The sequence below is a fragment of the Pseudomonas sp. GM21 genome (assembly GCF_000282215.1).
Lineage (GTDB): Bacteria > Pseudomonadota > Gammaproteobacteria > Pseudomonadales > Pseudomonadaceae > Aquipseudomonas.
Genome location: NZ_AKJS01000157.1, coordinates 1 through 16,075, shown reverse-complemented (window position 1 = coordinate 16,075; position 16,075 = coordinate 1). Strand labels below are relative to the sequence as shown.

General features: G+C 53.4%; 13 protein-coding genes. 9 read left to right on the top strand and 4 right to left on the bottom strand.

The window, feature by feature from the left end; all coding sequences use genetic code 11:
- Positions 1-131: 131 nt before the first annotated feature.
- Positions 132-893: an endonuclease/exonuclease/phosphatase family protein gene (locus PMI22_RS04315; protein ID WP_405046853.1), complete on the top strand. Its 762-nt coding sequence runs from the start codon at positions 132-134 to the stop codon at positions 891-893.
- 317 nt (positions 894-1,210) lie between these two features.
- Positions 1,211-2,284: an autotransporter domain-containing protein gene (locus PMI22_RS04320; protein WP_007948466.1), complete on the top strand. Its 1,074-nt coding sequence runs from the start codon at positions 1,211-1,213 to the stop codon at positions 2,282-2,284.
- Between the two features lie 124 nt (positions 2,285-2,408).
- Here the strand turns inward: PMI22_RS04320 and glgB are convergent, their stop codons facing one another.
- The 3 genes from glgB to PMI22_RS04335 all read right to left on the bottom strand — a co-directional run bounded on the left by glgB (position 2,409) and on the right by PMI22_RS04335 (position 10,140).
- Positions 2,409-4,670, bottom strand: coding sequence for a 1,4-alpha-glucan branching protein GlgB (gene glgB / locus PMI22_RS04325; protein WP_007948465.1), 2,262 nt, complete (start codon positions 4,668-4,670; stop codon positions 2,409-2,411).
- A gap of 2 nt (positions 4,671-4,672) precedes the next feature.
- Positions 4,673-8,014 carry a maltose alpha-D-glucosyltransferase gene (gene treS / locus PMI22_RS04330; protein ID WP_007948464.1) on the bottom strand — a complete coding sequence of 1,114 codons (3,342 nt, stop codon included), beginning with the start codon at positions 8,012-8,014 and terminating at the stop codon, positions 4,673-4,675.
- A gap of 131 nt (positions 8,015-8,145) precedes the next feature.
- On the bottom strand, positions 8,146-10,140 hold the full coding sequence (locus tag PMI22_RS04335; RefSeq protein ID WP_007948463.1) for an alpha-1,4-glucan--maltose-1-phosphate maltosyltransferase: 1,995 nt from the start codon (positions 10,138-10,140) through the stop codon (positions 8,146-8,148).
- 196 nt (positions 10,141-10,336) lie between these two features.
- Between PMI22_RS04335 and PMI22_RS31670 the strand changes: the two genes are divergently transcribed.
- The 7 genes from PMI22_RS31670 (at position 10,337) to PMI22_RS04350 (ending at position 15,582) form a co-directional block, all read left to right on the top strand.
- On the top strand, positions 10,337-10,501 hold the full coding sequence (locus PMI22_RS31670) for a hypothetical protein (protein WP_007948462.1): 165 nt from the start codon (positions 10,337-10,339) through the stop codon (positions 10,499-10,501).
- A gap of 486 nt (positions 10,502-10,987) precedes the next feature.
- The gene (locus PMI22_RS31730) at positions 10,988-11,209 is read left to right on the top strand and encodes a hypothetical protein (protein ID WP_177323447.1); all 222 of its coding nucleotides are present in this window, start codon (positions 10,988-10,990) and stop codon (positions 11,207-11,209) included.
- A 64-nt stretch (positions 11,210-11,273) separates the two neighbouring features.
- Positions 11,274-12,134 carry an McbB family protein gene (locus tag PMI22_RS04340; RefSeq protein ID WP_007948461.1) on the top strand — a complete coding sequence of 287 codons (861 nt, stop codon included), beginning with the start codon at positions 11,274-11,276 and terminating at the stop codon, positions 12,132-12,134.
- Positions 12,131-12,922: a SagB/ThcOx family dehydrogenase gene (locus tag PMI22_RS30905; RefSeq protein ID WP_007948460.1), complete on the top strand. Its 792-nt coding sequence runs from the start codon at positions 12,131-12,133 to the stop codon at positions 12,920-12,922. Before PMI22_RS04340 ends, PMI22_RS30905 begins: the two co-directional genes overlap by 4 nt.
- The gene (locus PMI22_RS04345; protein ID WP_007948459.1) at positions 12,919-14,118 is read left to right on the top strand and encodes a YcaO-like family protein; all 1,200 of its coding nucleotides are present in this window, start codon (positions 12,919-12,921) and stop codon (positions 14,116-14,118) included. The genes PMI22_RS30905 and PMI22_RS04345 overlap by 4 nt, the downstream gene beginning before the upstream one ends.
- A 13-nt stretch (positions 14,119-14,131) precedes the next feature.
- Positions 14,132-14,875 carry a hypothetical protein gene (locus tag PMI22_RS30900; RefSeq protein ID WP_007948458.1) on the top strand — a complete coding sequence of 248 codons (744 nt, stop codon included), beginning with the start codon at positions 14,132-14,134 and terminating at the stop codon, positions 14,873-14,875.
- Positions 14,875-15,582 (top strand): ATP-binding cassette domain-containing protein, encoded by a 708-nt coding sequence (locus tag PMI22_RS04350; RefSeq protein ID WP_007948457.1) that lies wholly within the window; start codon positions 14,875-14,877, stop codon positions 15,580-15,582. The genes PMI22_RS30900 and PMI22_RS04350 overlap by 1 nt, the downstream gene beginning before the upstream one ends.
- Positions 15,583-15,607: 25 nt before the next feature.
- Here the strand turns inward: PMI22_RS04350 and PMI22_RS04355 are convergent.
- A partial coding sequence (locus PMI22_RS04355) for an IS630 family transposase (RefSeq protein WP_007948456.1) occupies positions 15,608-16,075 on the bottom strand: 468 nt, incomplete at its 5' end.

Sequence of the window (16,075 nt, the reverse complement as noted above, 5' to 3'; positions counted from 1 at the left end):
GCAGCCTCGCAGGCTCGGCAGCTGCTACAAAATTGTGATGGCTGTGAACTGCACGCCGCAGCATCAGTCGCATGCATACGCAGTCCAGATTCAGAGGCGCACACGTGACCAACGATTCCGAGCAACAGGCCATGCTCGATCCGACCCCGAAGACACAGCGCCTGAAGGTGCTGACGGTCAACACTCACAAGGGTTTTACCGCCCTCAACCGGCGTTTCATCCTCCCGGAGCTGCGCGAGGCCGTGCGCAGTACGTCGGCGGATCTGGTGTTCCTCCAGGAAGTGGTGGGAGAACACGATCGGCATTCTTCCCGCTACTACAACTGGCCGCAGACCTCGCAATACGAATTTCTCGCCGACAGCATGTGGAGCGATTTCGCCTATGGGCGCAATGCGGTCTACCCCGATGGCCACCACGGCAATGCGCTGCTGTCGAAGTACCCGATCCGCGAATTTCGTAACCTTGACGTGTCGATCACGGGCCCCGAACGCCGTGGGTTGCTGCACTGCGTGCTGGAGGTGCCGGGGCACGCTGAAGTTCATGCGATTTGTGTGCACCTGAGCCTGCTCGAAAGTCATCGCCAGCTGCAGCTACAGTTGCTCTGCCAACTGCTCGAATCCCTGCCCGACGATGCCCCGGTGATCATCGCCGGCGATTTCAACGATTGGCAGTTGCAAGGCAACGCCGCCCTCGCCCGTCGCGATGACCTGCATGAAGCGTTCGAACGCCATAACGGGCGCCCGGCCAAAACCTATCCCGCCCGCTTTCCCTTGCTGCGCCTGGACCGGATCTACCTGCGCAACGCCAGCAGCCATGAACCGCGAATACTCAGTCATAAACCCTGGACGCACTTGTCGGATCATTTGCCGTTGGCAGTCGAAGTGCACCTCTAGCAGCTAAGTAAAAAAAGGATCTGGATAGCGGTTTTTTTGACGTATCGCCGAATAAACAAAGCCTTACGTCGCGTCGTAAATCAGTCACTTTCAACACCTGAAATACCCCTACCATCTATCGCACGTTTTCTTGACGCGCTGTCAGCGTTCCTCTTAGCTAAACTTTACTACCCCCGAAGTAACATCAGGGGACACCCCCAGACACCCGCCAAATACGGGCGCCCAAAGGCGTGCCCCTAATCCATTCGGTCGCCCCTCACTCGGGGTAGGAGAGACGCCACAGCGAGAGACTCCATGCGATTACAAGGTAGACCTCCATGAAAACGTCATTCACCCAACATGAGATAAAAGTCACTTTTTGCACTGTTACCGGCTCCATCTTGTTGTGCTCGACCCTGGAGACCCAGGCGGGGCCGACGGAAGAAGAAATCGCTCCATGGTATCGCCAGGATGTCCCGGCCTTCACCTTGCCACCCACGAGTATCACCGCCCCCTACCCCGGCCATTTTGGTGCTGCCTCCGATACAACCAGCTCACACCTGACCATTGAAGACGAAGCGCCTTCAGCCTGGGATCAGGTGTACGGTAAAGCGTCGCGACAAGCGCAGACCGATTATCTGTCACTGGGATCTTCGATCCCTGGCACTACAGAATTCAAAGGCCCGGCAATCCTCACCTTGCAGAGCGGTAGCGGGCATACCCAAAAGGTCGGGCTGATCGGCGGCACCATCCACTTACAAGACAATGGCAACGGCTTGCTGGCCCATCCAGCCTTGGCCGACCCCGATCAAGACACTCTCAACCTTCAAGGCCAGAGCCTCGGCGCTTACTGGAGCCTGACCGGCCCTCAAGGCTGGCATGTGGATTTGACCGCCAGCGGTGGCCGGGTCAATGGCTTCAGCCGTAACGACCAGGGCGCGCGGCAGGCCACTGAAGGCACGGCGATGACATTGTCGGTGGAAGGCGGTTTCCCGATTGGCCTGAGCGAGAACTGGGTGGTCGAACCCCAGGCGCAGTTGATCAATCAGCGCATTTCGCTGGATACGCCGTATGCCGGTTCTGGGAATGCATCATCGAGTGAGCTGACGTCCTGGAGCGGCCGAGTCGGCGCCCGATTGAAAGGCAGTTACGACATCAATGGCCTGGGCGTCGAACCCTACGTGCGAACCAACTTGTGGCACACCGTGAACACCGGCGGCACCGTGACCCTCGATCAGGTCGACAAGATCAGCAGCAGTCGTAAATCGTCGACGGTCGAAGTGGGTCTGGGGTTGGTGGCCAGAGTTACGCCCACCGTGAGTTTGTACGTCAGCGCGGATTACAGCAGTGATGTGGATGACAATGATTTGAATGGGTTGATTGGGAGTTTGGGGGTGCGGATGCGGTGGTGAGTGTCTGCCTTCAAGACTTGTTTTGTCCGGTATGAAGCTATCGCGAGCAGGCTCACTCCTACAATGGAATGCATTCCAAATGTGGGAGCGAGCCTGCTCGCGATGGGGGCAACCCGGTGTCAGCTCAACCCTCCGGCCGCAAGATCAACACCGCCAGCGGTGGCAGGTTCAGCACCAGCGACAGCGCCTGCCCATGGCTCGGTGCCTCTTCGGTCAATGCCCCGCCACTGTTGCCATAGTTGGAACCGGCATACATGGCCGCATCGCTGTTGATCACCTCGGTCCAGCGCCCGGCAAACGGCACGCCGACGCGATACCCCTCCCGCGGCACCGGGGTGAAGTTGGCCACGACCAGGACCGGCCGCCCCTCCTTGCTCCAGCGCAGCCACGCATAAACGCTGTTGATCGCATCGTCGCCGATCAGCCACTGGAAGCCTTGCGGGGCATCGTCCTGTTCGTGCAGCGCCGGTTCTTCGCGGTACAGCCGATTGAGGTCACCGACCAGTTTTTGCACCCCTTTGTGCTCGGAGTATTGCAGCAAGTACCAGTCCAGTTGCTGATCGTGGTTCCATTCGCGCCACTGACCGAATTCGCAGCCCATGAACAACAGCTTCTTGCCCGGGTGCGTCCACATAAAACTCAGGTAAGCGCGCAAATTGGCAAACTTCTGCCAGCGGTCGCCGGGCATCTTGTCGATCAGCGAATGCTTGCCGTGCACCACTTCATCGTGGGAAATCGGCAGGATGAAACGCTCGGACCAGGCGTACACCAGGCCAAAACTCAGTTCGTTGTGGTGATGGGCGCGGTACACCGGATCCTGCTGGATGTAATGCAGCGAATCGTGCATCCAGCCCATGTTCCATTTGTAGGCAAAACCCAATCCGCCCTGTTGCGTGCTCTGGCTGACACCCGGCCATGCCGTGGACTCTTCGGCGATGACCAGCGCACCGGGCGCCTCCAGCGCGACCACGTCGTTGAGGTGGCGCAAAAAGTCGATGGCTTCGAGGTTTTCCCGACCGCCATGACGGTTTGGCACCCATTCGCCGGCCTTGCGCGAATAATCGCGATAGAGCATCGACGCCACGGCATCGACGCGCAGGCCATCGACATGGAAATGCTTGAGCCAGTGCAGCCCCGACGCCAGCATGTAACCGTGCACTTCGGTGCGGCCCAGGTTGTAGATGAGCGTGTCCCAGTCCTGATGAAAACCTTCCAGCGGGTTGCCATATTCGTACAGCGCCGTGCCGTCGAATTGCGCCAGTCCGTGGGTATCGGTCGGGAAATGCGCCGGCACCCAATCGAGAATCACACCGATTTCCGCCTGGTGGCAGGCGTTGACGAAGGCGGCAAAATCATCCGGTGAACCGTAACGGGCGCTCGGGGCAAATTGCGACAGCAGCTGATAGCCCCACGAGCCACCGAACGGGTGTTCCATGATCGGCATCAGTTCAATGTGGGTGAAACCCAAATCCTTCACATAGGGAATCAGCCGTTCACCCAACTCGTGCCAGGTGTACTGGCGGGCGACTTCGCCAAGATCGTCCAGCTCACATTGCCACGAGCCGGCGTGCAATTCGTAGATCGACAGCGGCGCGGTGGCTCGCTGACGTTCGCCACGGGATTGCATCCACGCCTGATCCTGCCAGTCGATGGTCAGCGGTGAGGCGACTTTGGAGGCAGTGTCCGGCGGCAAGGTGGTGGCCAGCGCCATCGGGTCAGCCTTGAGCGGCAAAATACCGTGGGTACCGAGGATTTCGTATTTATACGCCTCACCCGCTTGCATGCGCGGGATGAACAGTTCCCAGACCCCGGTCGGATGGCGCAAACGCATCGGATGGCGGCGACCGTCCCAATTGTTGAAATCACCGACTACCGATACGCGCTTGGCGTTGGGCGCCCACACGGCGAAACGCACGCCGTCCACACCCTCGACCGTTTTCAGCTGCGCACCGAGGCAACTGCTGAGGTCGCGGTGATTGCCTTCGGCGAACAGGTACAAGTCCATTTCGCCGAGCAGCGGGCCAAAGCTGTAGGGGTCTTCGCTGACTTGTTCGCCGCCGGCCCACCGGGTGCGCAGCAGATAGGGCTGGGCCCGATCGAAGTGCCCGACAAACAGCCCCGGCGTCTGGGTGGCTTCCAGCTGACCGAGTTCTTCCCCGGAGTCCTTGGCCAACACCTGTACGCTCAACGCGTCAGGCAAATAAGCTCGAATGAATTGCCCGTCGGCGCCATCGCCATCGCCATCGCCATCGCCATCGCCATCGCCATGGGGCCCCAGAATTGCAAAAGGGTCGTGATGTTCGGCGCGCACCAACGCGTCGATATCCCGCGCTCTGGGCAGCAGCGCCTCTTTAGCGTGACCCTGTTCCTTGTTCGAGAAACTCATGACTACTCTCCACCAAGATCGGAAAAGGGTTTAAGCCCACTCAATAATCCATACAAGCCGTGCAGGGGCACCGGCAGCCAAGTGGGTCGATTTTCGGCCTCATACGCCACTTCATAGGCCGCCTTCTCCAGACCGAACAACGCTAGCGCGGCATCCTCGCCTTCCGGATCTTGCCACGCATGAGCAAGACTAGCTGCCGCTAGCCGATAAGCGTCAACAAATGCCTGTTTTGCTTCAATCAGGTAGCGCTCGGCAACCCGTTCGCGGGCAGCCTGGGCCTCGGCCGTGTTGTCGACGTTATGCACATTGATCGTCATCGCGGCGGCGTAATCGAAAGAACGCAACACCCCGCTGACGTCCTTGTACGGGCTGTGCTTGCCCCGTCGTTCGTGCAAAGGCCGCGCCGGCTCGCCCTCGAAATCGATCAGGTAGGCATCGCCCTTGATCACCAACACCTGGCCCAGGTGCAAGTCGCCGTGGACACGGATGCGCAAACCTCCCGCCGCTTTCTTGCCGAGTTCCTGCACATGACTGAGGATGGTTTTTTTCTGGTCCAGCAGACGACTGACCAAAGCGTTATCCGCAGGGCTCAGTTGGTTTTGGTGCTGCTTGAGCAACTTCAGTGCGTGCTCCAGTTGCGCCGCCACGTCCTTGGCCGAGGCCTGTGCCTCTTTCTGCGTGGTGACCTGCGGGGCGAAGTCCGGGTCTTTGCTCGGAGCGGCCAGCACTTGATGCATTTCCCCCAGACGCTGGCCCAGCATGCCGGCAAAATCCTTCAACTCACCGAGTGCGTTGTAGTGCTGTTCCTGTTCGGACATGGCATCGGCCATCTCGTCTCGCAGCGCGCGTTCGAGGTTGTTCTGGGTCCATTCCCAGGCATCGCCCTGATTGCTCAAATAGCCTTGAGCGATCATCAACAAGGTGTCTTCGCCGTGCTCATCGCGGCGCACCACCGAGCCCAATAGCGGGGAAATATTGCGGAAGCCGGCATTAGTCAGGCAGGCACTCATTTCCAGTTCCGGGTGTACGCCCGAGGCGAGTTTGCGGATCAGTTTGAGCACCAGGCTGTTGCCGATCACCACCGAACTGTTGGATTGCTCGGCGGACAGGTAACGCACAGGCGACTCTTGCGTCAGCCCTAGTTTTGCCAGTTCTGCCGTGGGCTCAAAACGGATTTCACCTGCGCTCGACGGCAACACGGTGTTGTTCTGCATGCCTTGCAATACGGCATGGATAAAGGGTTCGAGGCTGAAGGCATCGGTGATCAAACCTACCTGACGTCCACGGCGCACCCGCGACAAGGCCAATTGCTGAGGCAACGCTGCGCCGACCTGATCTTCGGGAATAAAGCCGAATGGCAGCTGATAGCGGTGGGTCTGGCCTGCGCTGGTGACTTCAATCTCGCTCAACAGCACTGGGTGCAGCGGATCGCCGAAACGCACGCCGTAGGCCAGGTTGACCTGTTCGATGGCCGCGTCCTTGCCGGCGAACCAGCGGCGATTCTGCAACCAGCTCGGCAGAATGCCCTGCTCCAGCGTGCCACGGGACGGCGTTTCGAGCAGTTCTTCCATGCGTTGTTTCAACACCAGCGTGGTGAAGTCCGGCAGGCTTTGCGCCGGTTCCACGTGCCAGGCTGGCATCTGGTTTTCCGCTGCGAGTCCGAACCAATAGAAGCCGTAAGGCGCCAGGGTCAGGAGGAAATTCAACTGGCCAATCGGTGGGAAAGCGTTACCACCGAGCATCTCCACCGGCACCATGCCGACGTACGCCGACAGGTCGAGTTCCGCCGCTTGTGCGCTGCGCGAGACGTTGGCCACGCACAGGATGATTTCGTGCTTGCCATCGGCCCCGGTGAATTCACGGGTGTAAGCCAGAATTCGCCGGTTGCTCGGCGAGAGCATTTTCAGTGTGCCGCGCCCGAACGCCTTGGACTGTTTGCGCACGGCCAGCATGCGCCGGGTCCAGTTGAGCAGCGAATGCGGATCACCCGCCTGGGTCTCGACGTTGACCGACAGGTAACCGTATTGCGGGTCCATGATCGGTGGCAGCACCAGGCTGGCCGGGTCGGCGCGCGAGAACCCGCCGTTACGGTCAATCGACCACTGCATCGGCGTGCGCACGCCATCTCGGTCACCGAGGTAGATGTTGTCGCCCATGCCGATTTCATCGCCGTAATACAGGGTCGGCGTGCCAGGCATCGACAGCAGCAAACTGTTGAGCAGCTCCACCCGACGCCGATCACGCTCTACCAGGGGCGCCAGTCGGCGGCGAATCCCCAGGTTGATCCGCGCCCGACGGTCGGCCGCGTAGTAATTCCACAGGTAGTCGCGTTCCTTGTCGGTGACCATTTCCAGGGTCAGTTCATCGTGATTGCGCAGGAAAATCGCCCACTGACAATTGGCCGGGATCTCCGGGGTCTGGCGCAGGATGTCGGTGATCGGGAAGCGATCCTCCTGGGCCAACGCCATGTACATGCGCGGCATCAACGGAAAGTGAAAAGCCATGTGGCACTCGTCGCCGTTCAAGCCCTTTTTGTCGGTGTCACCAAAGTACAGTTGCGTGTCTTCCGGCCATTGATTGGCTTCGGCCAACAGCATGCGGTCGGGGTAATTGGCGTCGATCTCGGCGCGGATCTGCTTGAGGACGTCATGGGTCTCGGGAAGGTTTTCGTTGTTGGTACCGTCCCGTTCGATCAGGTACGGGATGGCGTCCAGCCGCAAACCGTCGATGCCCATGTCTAGCCAGTAGCGCATCACCGAGAGCACGGCTTTCATGACCTGTGGGTTATCGAAGTTCAGGTCCGGCTGGTGGGAGTAGAAACGGTGCCAGAAGTACTGGCCGGCCACCGGGTCCCAGGTCCAGTTGGATTTTTCGGTGTCGAGAAAGATGATGCGCGTACCGTCGTACTTTTGATCGTCATCGGACCAGACGTAGAAGTCCCGCGCCGCCGAACCGGGTTTGGCCTTGCGCGCGCGCTGGAACCAGGCGTGTTGGTCCGAAGTGTGATTGATGACCAGCTCGGTGATCACCCGCAGGCCACGCTTGTGCGCCTCGGCAATGAAGCGCTTGGCGTCGGCCATCGTGCCGTAGTCGGCGTGCACGCCACGGTACTCGGCGATGTCGTAACCGTCGTCACGGCGTGGCGAGGGATAGAACGGCAACAGCCAGATGGTATTGACGCCGAGGTCGGCGATGTAGTCGAGCTTGGCGATCAAGCCGGGAAAGTCGCCGATCCCGTCATTGTTGGAGTCGAAAAACGATTTGACGTGAACCTGATAGATCACCGCGTCCTTGTACCAGAGCGGGTCCTTGATGAAGGTGGCTGCCTTGGGTTTCTTCGCCATTTGAAACTCCTGTTGATGATCGTTCCCACTCTCTGCGTGGGAATGCCTCTACGGACGCTCCGCGTTCGGCTCTGGAGGGGACGCGGAGCGTCCCGGGCTGCATTCCCACGCAGAGCGTGGGGACGATCGTGTTAAACAGTAATCCGCCAGATCCCGAACGGTTGATACGCCGGATCAATGCGCATGAACTGATACTTGCCATACCAGGTCCAGCGGTGGCCGTTCATCAAGTCTTCGCCCTGGGTGCTGGCGTCGTCGGGCAAGCCCATTTCCCATAACGGCAATTCGAAATTGGCTTCCTGGACGTTATGCGGATCGAGGCTGACAGCCACCAGAATGAAGTTGCTGCCGTCCGCACTGCGTTTGCCGAAGTACAGAATGTTGTCGTTCCACGCGTTGTAGACCTTCAAGCCCAAGTGCGTGTGCAGGGCCGGGTTCTGCCGGCGGATGCGGTTGAGCTGGGCGATCTCGGCAATGATGTTGCCCGGCGCGTTGAAGTCCCGTGGGCGGATTTCGTACTTCTCGGAGTCGAGGTATTCCTCTTTGCCCGGGATCGGCGCCGATTCACACAGTTCAAAGCCCGAGTACATACCCCACAGCCCAGAGCCCATGGTCGCCAGCGCCGCGCGAATCAAAAAGCCCGCGCGCCCGGACTCATGCAGGAAGGCCGGATTGATGTCCGGGGTGTTGACGAAGAAGTTCGGCCGGTAACATTCGCGCCACGGCGACTCATTAAGCTCGGTGAAATACGTCGCCAGCTCATGCTTGGTGTTGCGCCAGGTGAAATAGGTGTAGCTCTGCGAATATCCGACCTTGCCCAGCCGCGCCATCATCGCCGGGGTGGTAAAGGCTTCGGCGAGGAAGATCACCTCCGGGTACAGCGCTCGCACATCGGCAATCAGCCATTGCCAGAATGGCAGGGGTTTGGTGTGCGGGTTGTCGACGCGAAAGATCTTCACGCCCTCTTCGACCCAACCGACCACGATGTCGCGCAACTCGACCCACAGGCTCGGAATGGCCTCGGTCGCATAGAAGTCGACGTTGACAATGTCCTGGTATTTTTTTGGCGGGTTCTCGGCGTATTTGATCGTGCCGTCCGGCCGCCAGTTGAACCAGCCCGGGTGCTGTCGCAGCCAGGGATGGTCCTGGGAACACTGAATGGCAAAGTCGAGGGCGATTTCAATCCCGTAGTCCGCCGCCGTCGCGACCAGCCGGCGAAAATCTTCGCGGGTGCCAAGCTGCGAGTGAATCGCCTCATGCCCGCCCTCTTCGCTGCCAATCGCATAGGGGCTGCCGGGATCGTCGGGTCCTGCGGTCAGGGAATTGTTCGGGCCTTTGCGGAAACTGCGGCCGATGGGGTGGATCGGCGGAAAATACAGGACGTCGAACCCCATGTCCTGAATCATCGGCAACCGCGCGTGCACATCATTGAAGGTGCCGTGACGGGCCGGATCATCGGTGATCGAGCGCGGAAACAGTTCATACCAACTGGCGAACTGCGCCAGCTCCCGCTCGACATCCAACGGGTATTCCGGGCTCAGGCTCACAAAAGCGTGGTGATCGACCTGCGCCATCAGCTCGGCGCTACGTTGGTGCAGAAACAGGGCCACCTGCTCGTTTTCGAGCAGGCCGGACAACTCATGGTGCAGCGCCGTCAGTTGTTCACTCAACGCCCCTTCGCTGCGCTCGGCCGCCTGCTGGACCTGAGTGCGTCCTTCCTGCAATTCCAGACTGACGGGGACACGCGCGGCGTGCTTCTTCTCCAGCTCGTAACAGAAGCTGGCGAACTGATCGATCCAGGCTTCGATGCAGAACAGATAGCGGCCCTGACTTTCTACACGGAACTGGCCTTGCCAACCGTTATTGCCCAGGTCCGCCATGACTTCGCTTTGCCAGACGCCGTCACCTTCGGACCGCCAGCGCACCCGCACAGCCAGCTTGTCATGGCCGTCGGCAAACACTTTGCTGGTCACCACCACGTCCTGACCTACGACGGATTTGACGGCGAACTGTCCGCCATCAAGGGTCGGCTGGGTGTTTTCAATTGCGATTCGCGGTAGCAGTAACGCCTGCGACAGCGGCATGTGAGGGTTGTAATTGAGCTCTGTCGGTTTTGCGGCAGTCATCGAGCATCTCTCCTTTACGCCCCATGGACGCTCTTGTACCGGGTGTTCCCTGGATAGATTCACTTAGGTTGGGAGCCACCGGGCGGGCTAAAAGTTCAGAGGGAATTGCTCAAGCGGTCGCGGGGAATCAATTCCCGCATCAGTAGGTCAATTCACTTAAGCACGACTTACGCCATGTGCCACTGGAGGCTTGATAATGAGTATTCCAATCCCTGCCGAAACGCCTGATCCAAACATCGACAGCCCGGTCATTCCACCGACCGAGCCACAACCCGTGCCCGAGCAAGATCCGCCCGGCACCACCGCACCACCCCGGGAAGAACCGCCGAGCACGATGCCGCCGGTGATTGTGAAGCTGTAGTGTTGGCAGCGCTTTATTTGTCTCCCACGCCTAGCGTGGGAGCACCAAAGCGAACAATGGAAGAAGCAAAAGATATCGCTGATTCTCTTCTGTTTCGTGATAGTCCTTTGGATAAATTAACCGTTCGTCGAAAATCCTAACGCATGACCGGATAACAATGAAAACCGTCCTACAAACATTTCAGAAACGAACCACATCCATCCTCAGATTATTCCTCCCAACTTCTTAAACAAAAAGCCTTCTTCCTTCCCAGACATTATTGCCAACAACGAAACGCAATGCCCTGCCCTGCCCACCGACTATTAATCGTTTACTAGGAAAACTTACAAAGTAAGCATCATTAACATCATGAGCCGGAATAATTACTTCTTGCAGTGGGAGCATTCCTACGCCCAAAAAAAACCAAACTTGCAATCCAGAACACAAAAAACTAAACCTTTAACGTCACTTACCTAAAAGTGATTTCTTTCCAGGATGGAGTTAAAAATGAAAGACGAAAACATGATTGACATGCTCCTTAGTTTCAAAAGTGAATTTGGCGAAAATTCAACCCCTCAAATCGCTGGTGGTTCAGGCGGCGCAGGGGGATGTGGAGGAAGTGGCGGTTGCGGAGGCGGCGGTGGTTGCAGCGGCGGTAGTGGTGGTTCAGAGGGATCCGGCGGCAACGCTGTTACACGACACATCGACGGGTCATCCACTGAACAATAAATTTAACGAGCGTTGAAAAAGAGGTTTTTCCGTTTAACAGCGGAAAGACCTCGACGGAGCCATCATGAATTTAAAAATACATAATTACAACATTCTAAATTTTGAGAGCCAAAACATCTTGATTTCCGAGAAAGGAGTGGCCCGAGTAAATTCACCCACTCTGCTCAAAGTAATCGCTAAGTTAAAAGACAAAAAAACGATTACAGAAGATGAGCTTTATAAGCTGTTTCACGAACATAACCTTGACAAAGGCGATGCCTACCTATCACTGAAGACGCTATTAGGACTCGACGCAGAAAAAGAGCCTGCCTACTTCAAAAAAACATTCGTGATCCATGACTGGGAAAATCATGACGAACTGAAGCTACTAATAAGTAGCGAACTCCCTGAGGCTGTTGTCGTCAGCCAAATTTCAGAATCAAACCTGAACCTAGAACTCAACGCTAAAAATTTCTTTTTATTACTGTGTAAAGATTACGATTACAAAAAAATAAAAGAACATTACTTTAAATTGTCGACAGATCATCCTGAAAGCGCCATAAGCGTCGCCTACACAGCAGGCAATCATTTTATTATTAGCCAACCTTATCTGCCAAAAATAGGAAGTCCTTGCCATTTTTGTACGATAGATCGGCTGATTGAAAATGAAACCTACCACCCCAGCTCTAACTCGTGGTCTCGCCTACTAGATTTCTGTCGCAGCAAAAAAACATTCACCCCTGCTCCGCCATTATCTATGTATCAGAAAGCACTAGTTGTCGGAGCACTGATACAAAAAATCAAATTGATAACTGGCAAGAGCAACACCTATCGATACCAAGACAACATTCTTCAAGAAACCACCCTATCACTGAACAATGGAAAAATCGAAGAATGCTGTACTGCACACTGGTGTATGTGTGACTGCTTAAGGGCTACCCCATGAAAAAATTACCTCATGATTACTACCTGAGGTTCATAGACCCTCTTGCATACGATCAAACTATTCAATTCCATGCAAAGGGGAACTTTACAATACATGAGGCTTTTAAAAACTCAGCAGCACTTCATTTTATAAACGCCAGCAACCTAGATGAGCTGACCGGCAACGAATTAAGAATATACCCGGACATGGAGTTATGTTTCCCATTAAAAATAGACAAGGATGTGGACTCTAATCTAACTCGAAATGAATCATGCGAAATATTCGCACGCAGATCTATACCCTTCGATACTATTAAGGAATTAATAAATCCATTAATTTCCGCCAATTCAAACAGTCACAAACGAGGATACCCTAGCGGAGGCGCCTTATATCCGATTGAGGTTTTTATATGTTCATTAACACACGAACAACCATGGCCCTGCCGCGAGAAAATCCTGCATCTATTACCTCAATCGAGAAAATTTGAAGTCATTCAAGACTCGCAAAATATAGATAACCTTATCACCGCGATATTTTCAGCCTCAAATACAATTGGCACACCAAGCATTGCCATAATTTATATAGCCTATCTGCCAAAAACTTTTTTCAAATACCGGTATCGAGGTTACCGCATGGCCCTAATGGAAGCAGGATCAATTTATACACTAATTGATCTTCAATGCAAAAAATTAGGATTGAGTAATCGCCTTTGGTCAGCATACACCGACACAATGATATGTAAATCGATCGGTTTAAATCCTGGACTATTCCTACCTATGTGCGTCCATTTGATAGGCGAATCTGCATGAACATATACAACAATAACAATATCGCATCTTTACCTACTAAAATAGTTTTACAGCCACCCGGTCTTTTAAGCATGCCAAAATCTGTGGAAATTAATGACCATTGGAACAATGGAGGTTCAGGTATAGGCTGCGACAGCAGTGCAACGCGTGCTGCGTTCGGCGAGTACTTTGAACGTAGGCATTTCTACATGGAGATCTGGCCGGAAACGTCTGGAACATTAGATAGCGTATTGCCCCCGAAAGACGTAGAAAAATTCACCACTGCTTTCGTCCAAACAGCAATCCAAAAGACAACAAAAAAAGAAATCCGATCACACACTTTCAATCTGACAAAAGTCTGTCGCACCTCCGACTTTTCAAGTTGCTACATTCCAAGCGCCTGCATATCCCTCAGCGCGCACAACATAGAAAGCGACTCACTTATATACCCACTGCGAGACACCTGCGGCTGCTGTTTTCATTCTGACCCTACTCTTGCGATTCTTGGATCTTTAAAAGAACAACTTGAAAGACAGTTTCTTGCCAAGTTCTGGCTGACTAAAAAATGCAACCGAATTATCACTAACGAAGAAGCTATCAACAAACTAAAAAAATTTAGCTCTTTCAATCTTTATCATTACCTGCGCCTGTCTGGAAATTTAACCATCATCGATATTTCGGATCAACATTTTCCTGGAAAAAGTGTACTTACAGTATATGGGAACAGCGACTCCGTAAGGCATGTTAAATATTGCGCCGGCATGGCGTATGCAGCAACAGTGGAAGAAGCAATCGACAAATCGATCCTGGAGCTATGGCAAACCTACCGCTTCATGGACTTACATGGTGCAAATCAGAGAAAAAATAGCGACATAGAAGACCCGTACCTCAAACACTTTTTAAACTGCAACTCATTCCAAACCTATCAAACCATTACTGAAGTCGAATATTCAAATATTATGCAGTCTTCTCCCTCATCAGAATTTAGCATCCGCGGCCTGTTACGCTCACTTCATGCATTTGATATCACAGGATACATATATATAAAAACCACAAAAATCGACAACAATAACTATTACCTAACAAAATACGTCTCTACTGATCTATTTTTGCACATGAACAACTCCAAAAACATAAACATAGACAACACTTACGCCAGCAGTTTTAGACATGAAATATACAGCGATCGCAAAAGCTCCATGGTCCCCTTCCCTTAAAGAGAGCAAAAAAATGTCTAACGAAATCACTTACCGAGCGTCAAAACTCGCCTTGATTTTCACAAAAGAGCAACTAAAAGAACCCACCGCTTTTTTCTGGACACTCTTATCCCCTAGCGCAGTATTTTATTTACTAAATTATTCCAGAGGCCAAATACCACCCTATAACTTAAATTATATCGAGTCCACTTCTTGGTTTTATGCTTACATCTCCTCAAATGTGGCATTTTTCGGCTTGAGCTTTTACATTATCGGCCGAAGGGAAAGTGGATTTACCCGATCCTTCATTTACAAACCTGAAGGAAAACTGATTTTTCTTCTAGCAAAATTCATATCTTACTCACTTATATCAATACTCTACTGTTCAGTTTTTTACTGCCTAACACGCTTGGCTTTTGGCTCCCCCAACACAAACGAAGTTTTCCTGATAATGGCCAGCTTTTACTTTTGCTTTCTTTTATTCAGTATCCCAGCACTGCTATTGACGCTACTTCCTACCGGCTTTCAGACTGCAAACACATTATTTTCGATTATCTCTTTCGCAATGTTAATTTCTGGCATATACGGGATCAGTGCACAACTACAATCGGATAGTTTTATTCAACTATTAAACCCTTTATGGATTGCTAGTGAAATTATGTCCAAGGGACTTTGGCAGCGCCCTCAAACAGCTGTTTTGATATTATCATTTTTCACCTGTGCTTTTTTTATTACCCTTCGCCACCTAAGAATAAATCCGATTTGGAGTCGCTACTAATGCACTCATTAAACGTCAACAACCTGACATTCAGCCACTCAAAAGATCCTCTATTCATCAATGCCTCTATGAATATAAATCCAGGAGATATTGTTGGCTTGTTAGGGCCGAACGGCAGTGGAAAGACAACATTTTTTGATATAATTTGTGATATACCACGTAAGAAAAACCCTGAAATCACTAACACTTTCCAAAACCAAGTTTATCTATCGCAAACTATCACCACACCACACACACTTCGAATGTTTGACATCTTCAACATCACCACCCTACTTTGCTCGTCAGAAAAAAACTTACAAGACCAATCACTTGAAAAACTTCAAGCCTGGTGCCCAGAGATCGTCGAACGCTATAAACGCATATGGAATAAAAAATCATCAACTTGCAGTTATGGCGAAAAACGTTGGTTTTTCACTCTGGCATTACTAACTTTAGGTGCCGACTTCATAATTCTTGACGAACCCACTGCTGGCGTTGACCCTGAGTTTCGGCATTACATTTGGAAGTGCTTGCACGGAGCAGCAAAAGAGGGAGTTGCTGTGTTAGTTTCATCCCATCACACCGAAGAAATTGTGTATAACTGCGATCGATTTTATATGATTAGCAACTATAGCTTCAAACAGTTTACTCACAGCGAGGAGTTTATAGATTACTTTAGTGCAGAAAATCTGGATGACGCTTTCATCCGTGCATCTGGCAACTTCTAGTGTGCTGTCTCACAAAAAAAGCTCCTCATGCCAGTGAGGCCATTGCCTCACGGGCTCGCTGTATTTTGTTCAAAATTTCTTCCCCTTTAGCGTTCCAGACGTAGCGAGTCCGCTGCGCTTTTCGCAGTGCCAGAAACGTGGTGATCGAGCTTTCCAGTTCGCGAACCGAACTGAAGCTGCCGTCACGCAGGTACACCGTGATATCGCGAAAGAAGCGTTCAACCATGTTCATCCACGAACTGGAGGTCGGGGTGAAATGCATTTGGAAGCGCTTGTGCTTTTCAATCCAGGCCTTCACTTTCGGGTGTTTGTGCGTGGCGTAGTTGTCCACGATCAGATGCAATTGGAGCTGCTTGGGCGTTTCGCGATTGATTTTTTTGAGATATTCCAGCCGTTCCTGATGCCGGTGTTGGCGCTCGATGAAACTGATCAAGCGTGCCTGAAGATAATCCAGCGCGGTGAACAAGGTAACGGTGCCATGGCGTGTTGGCGC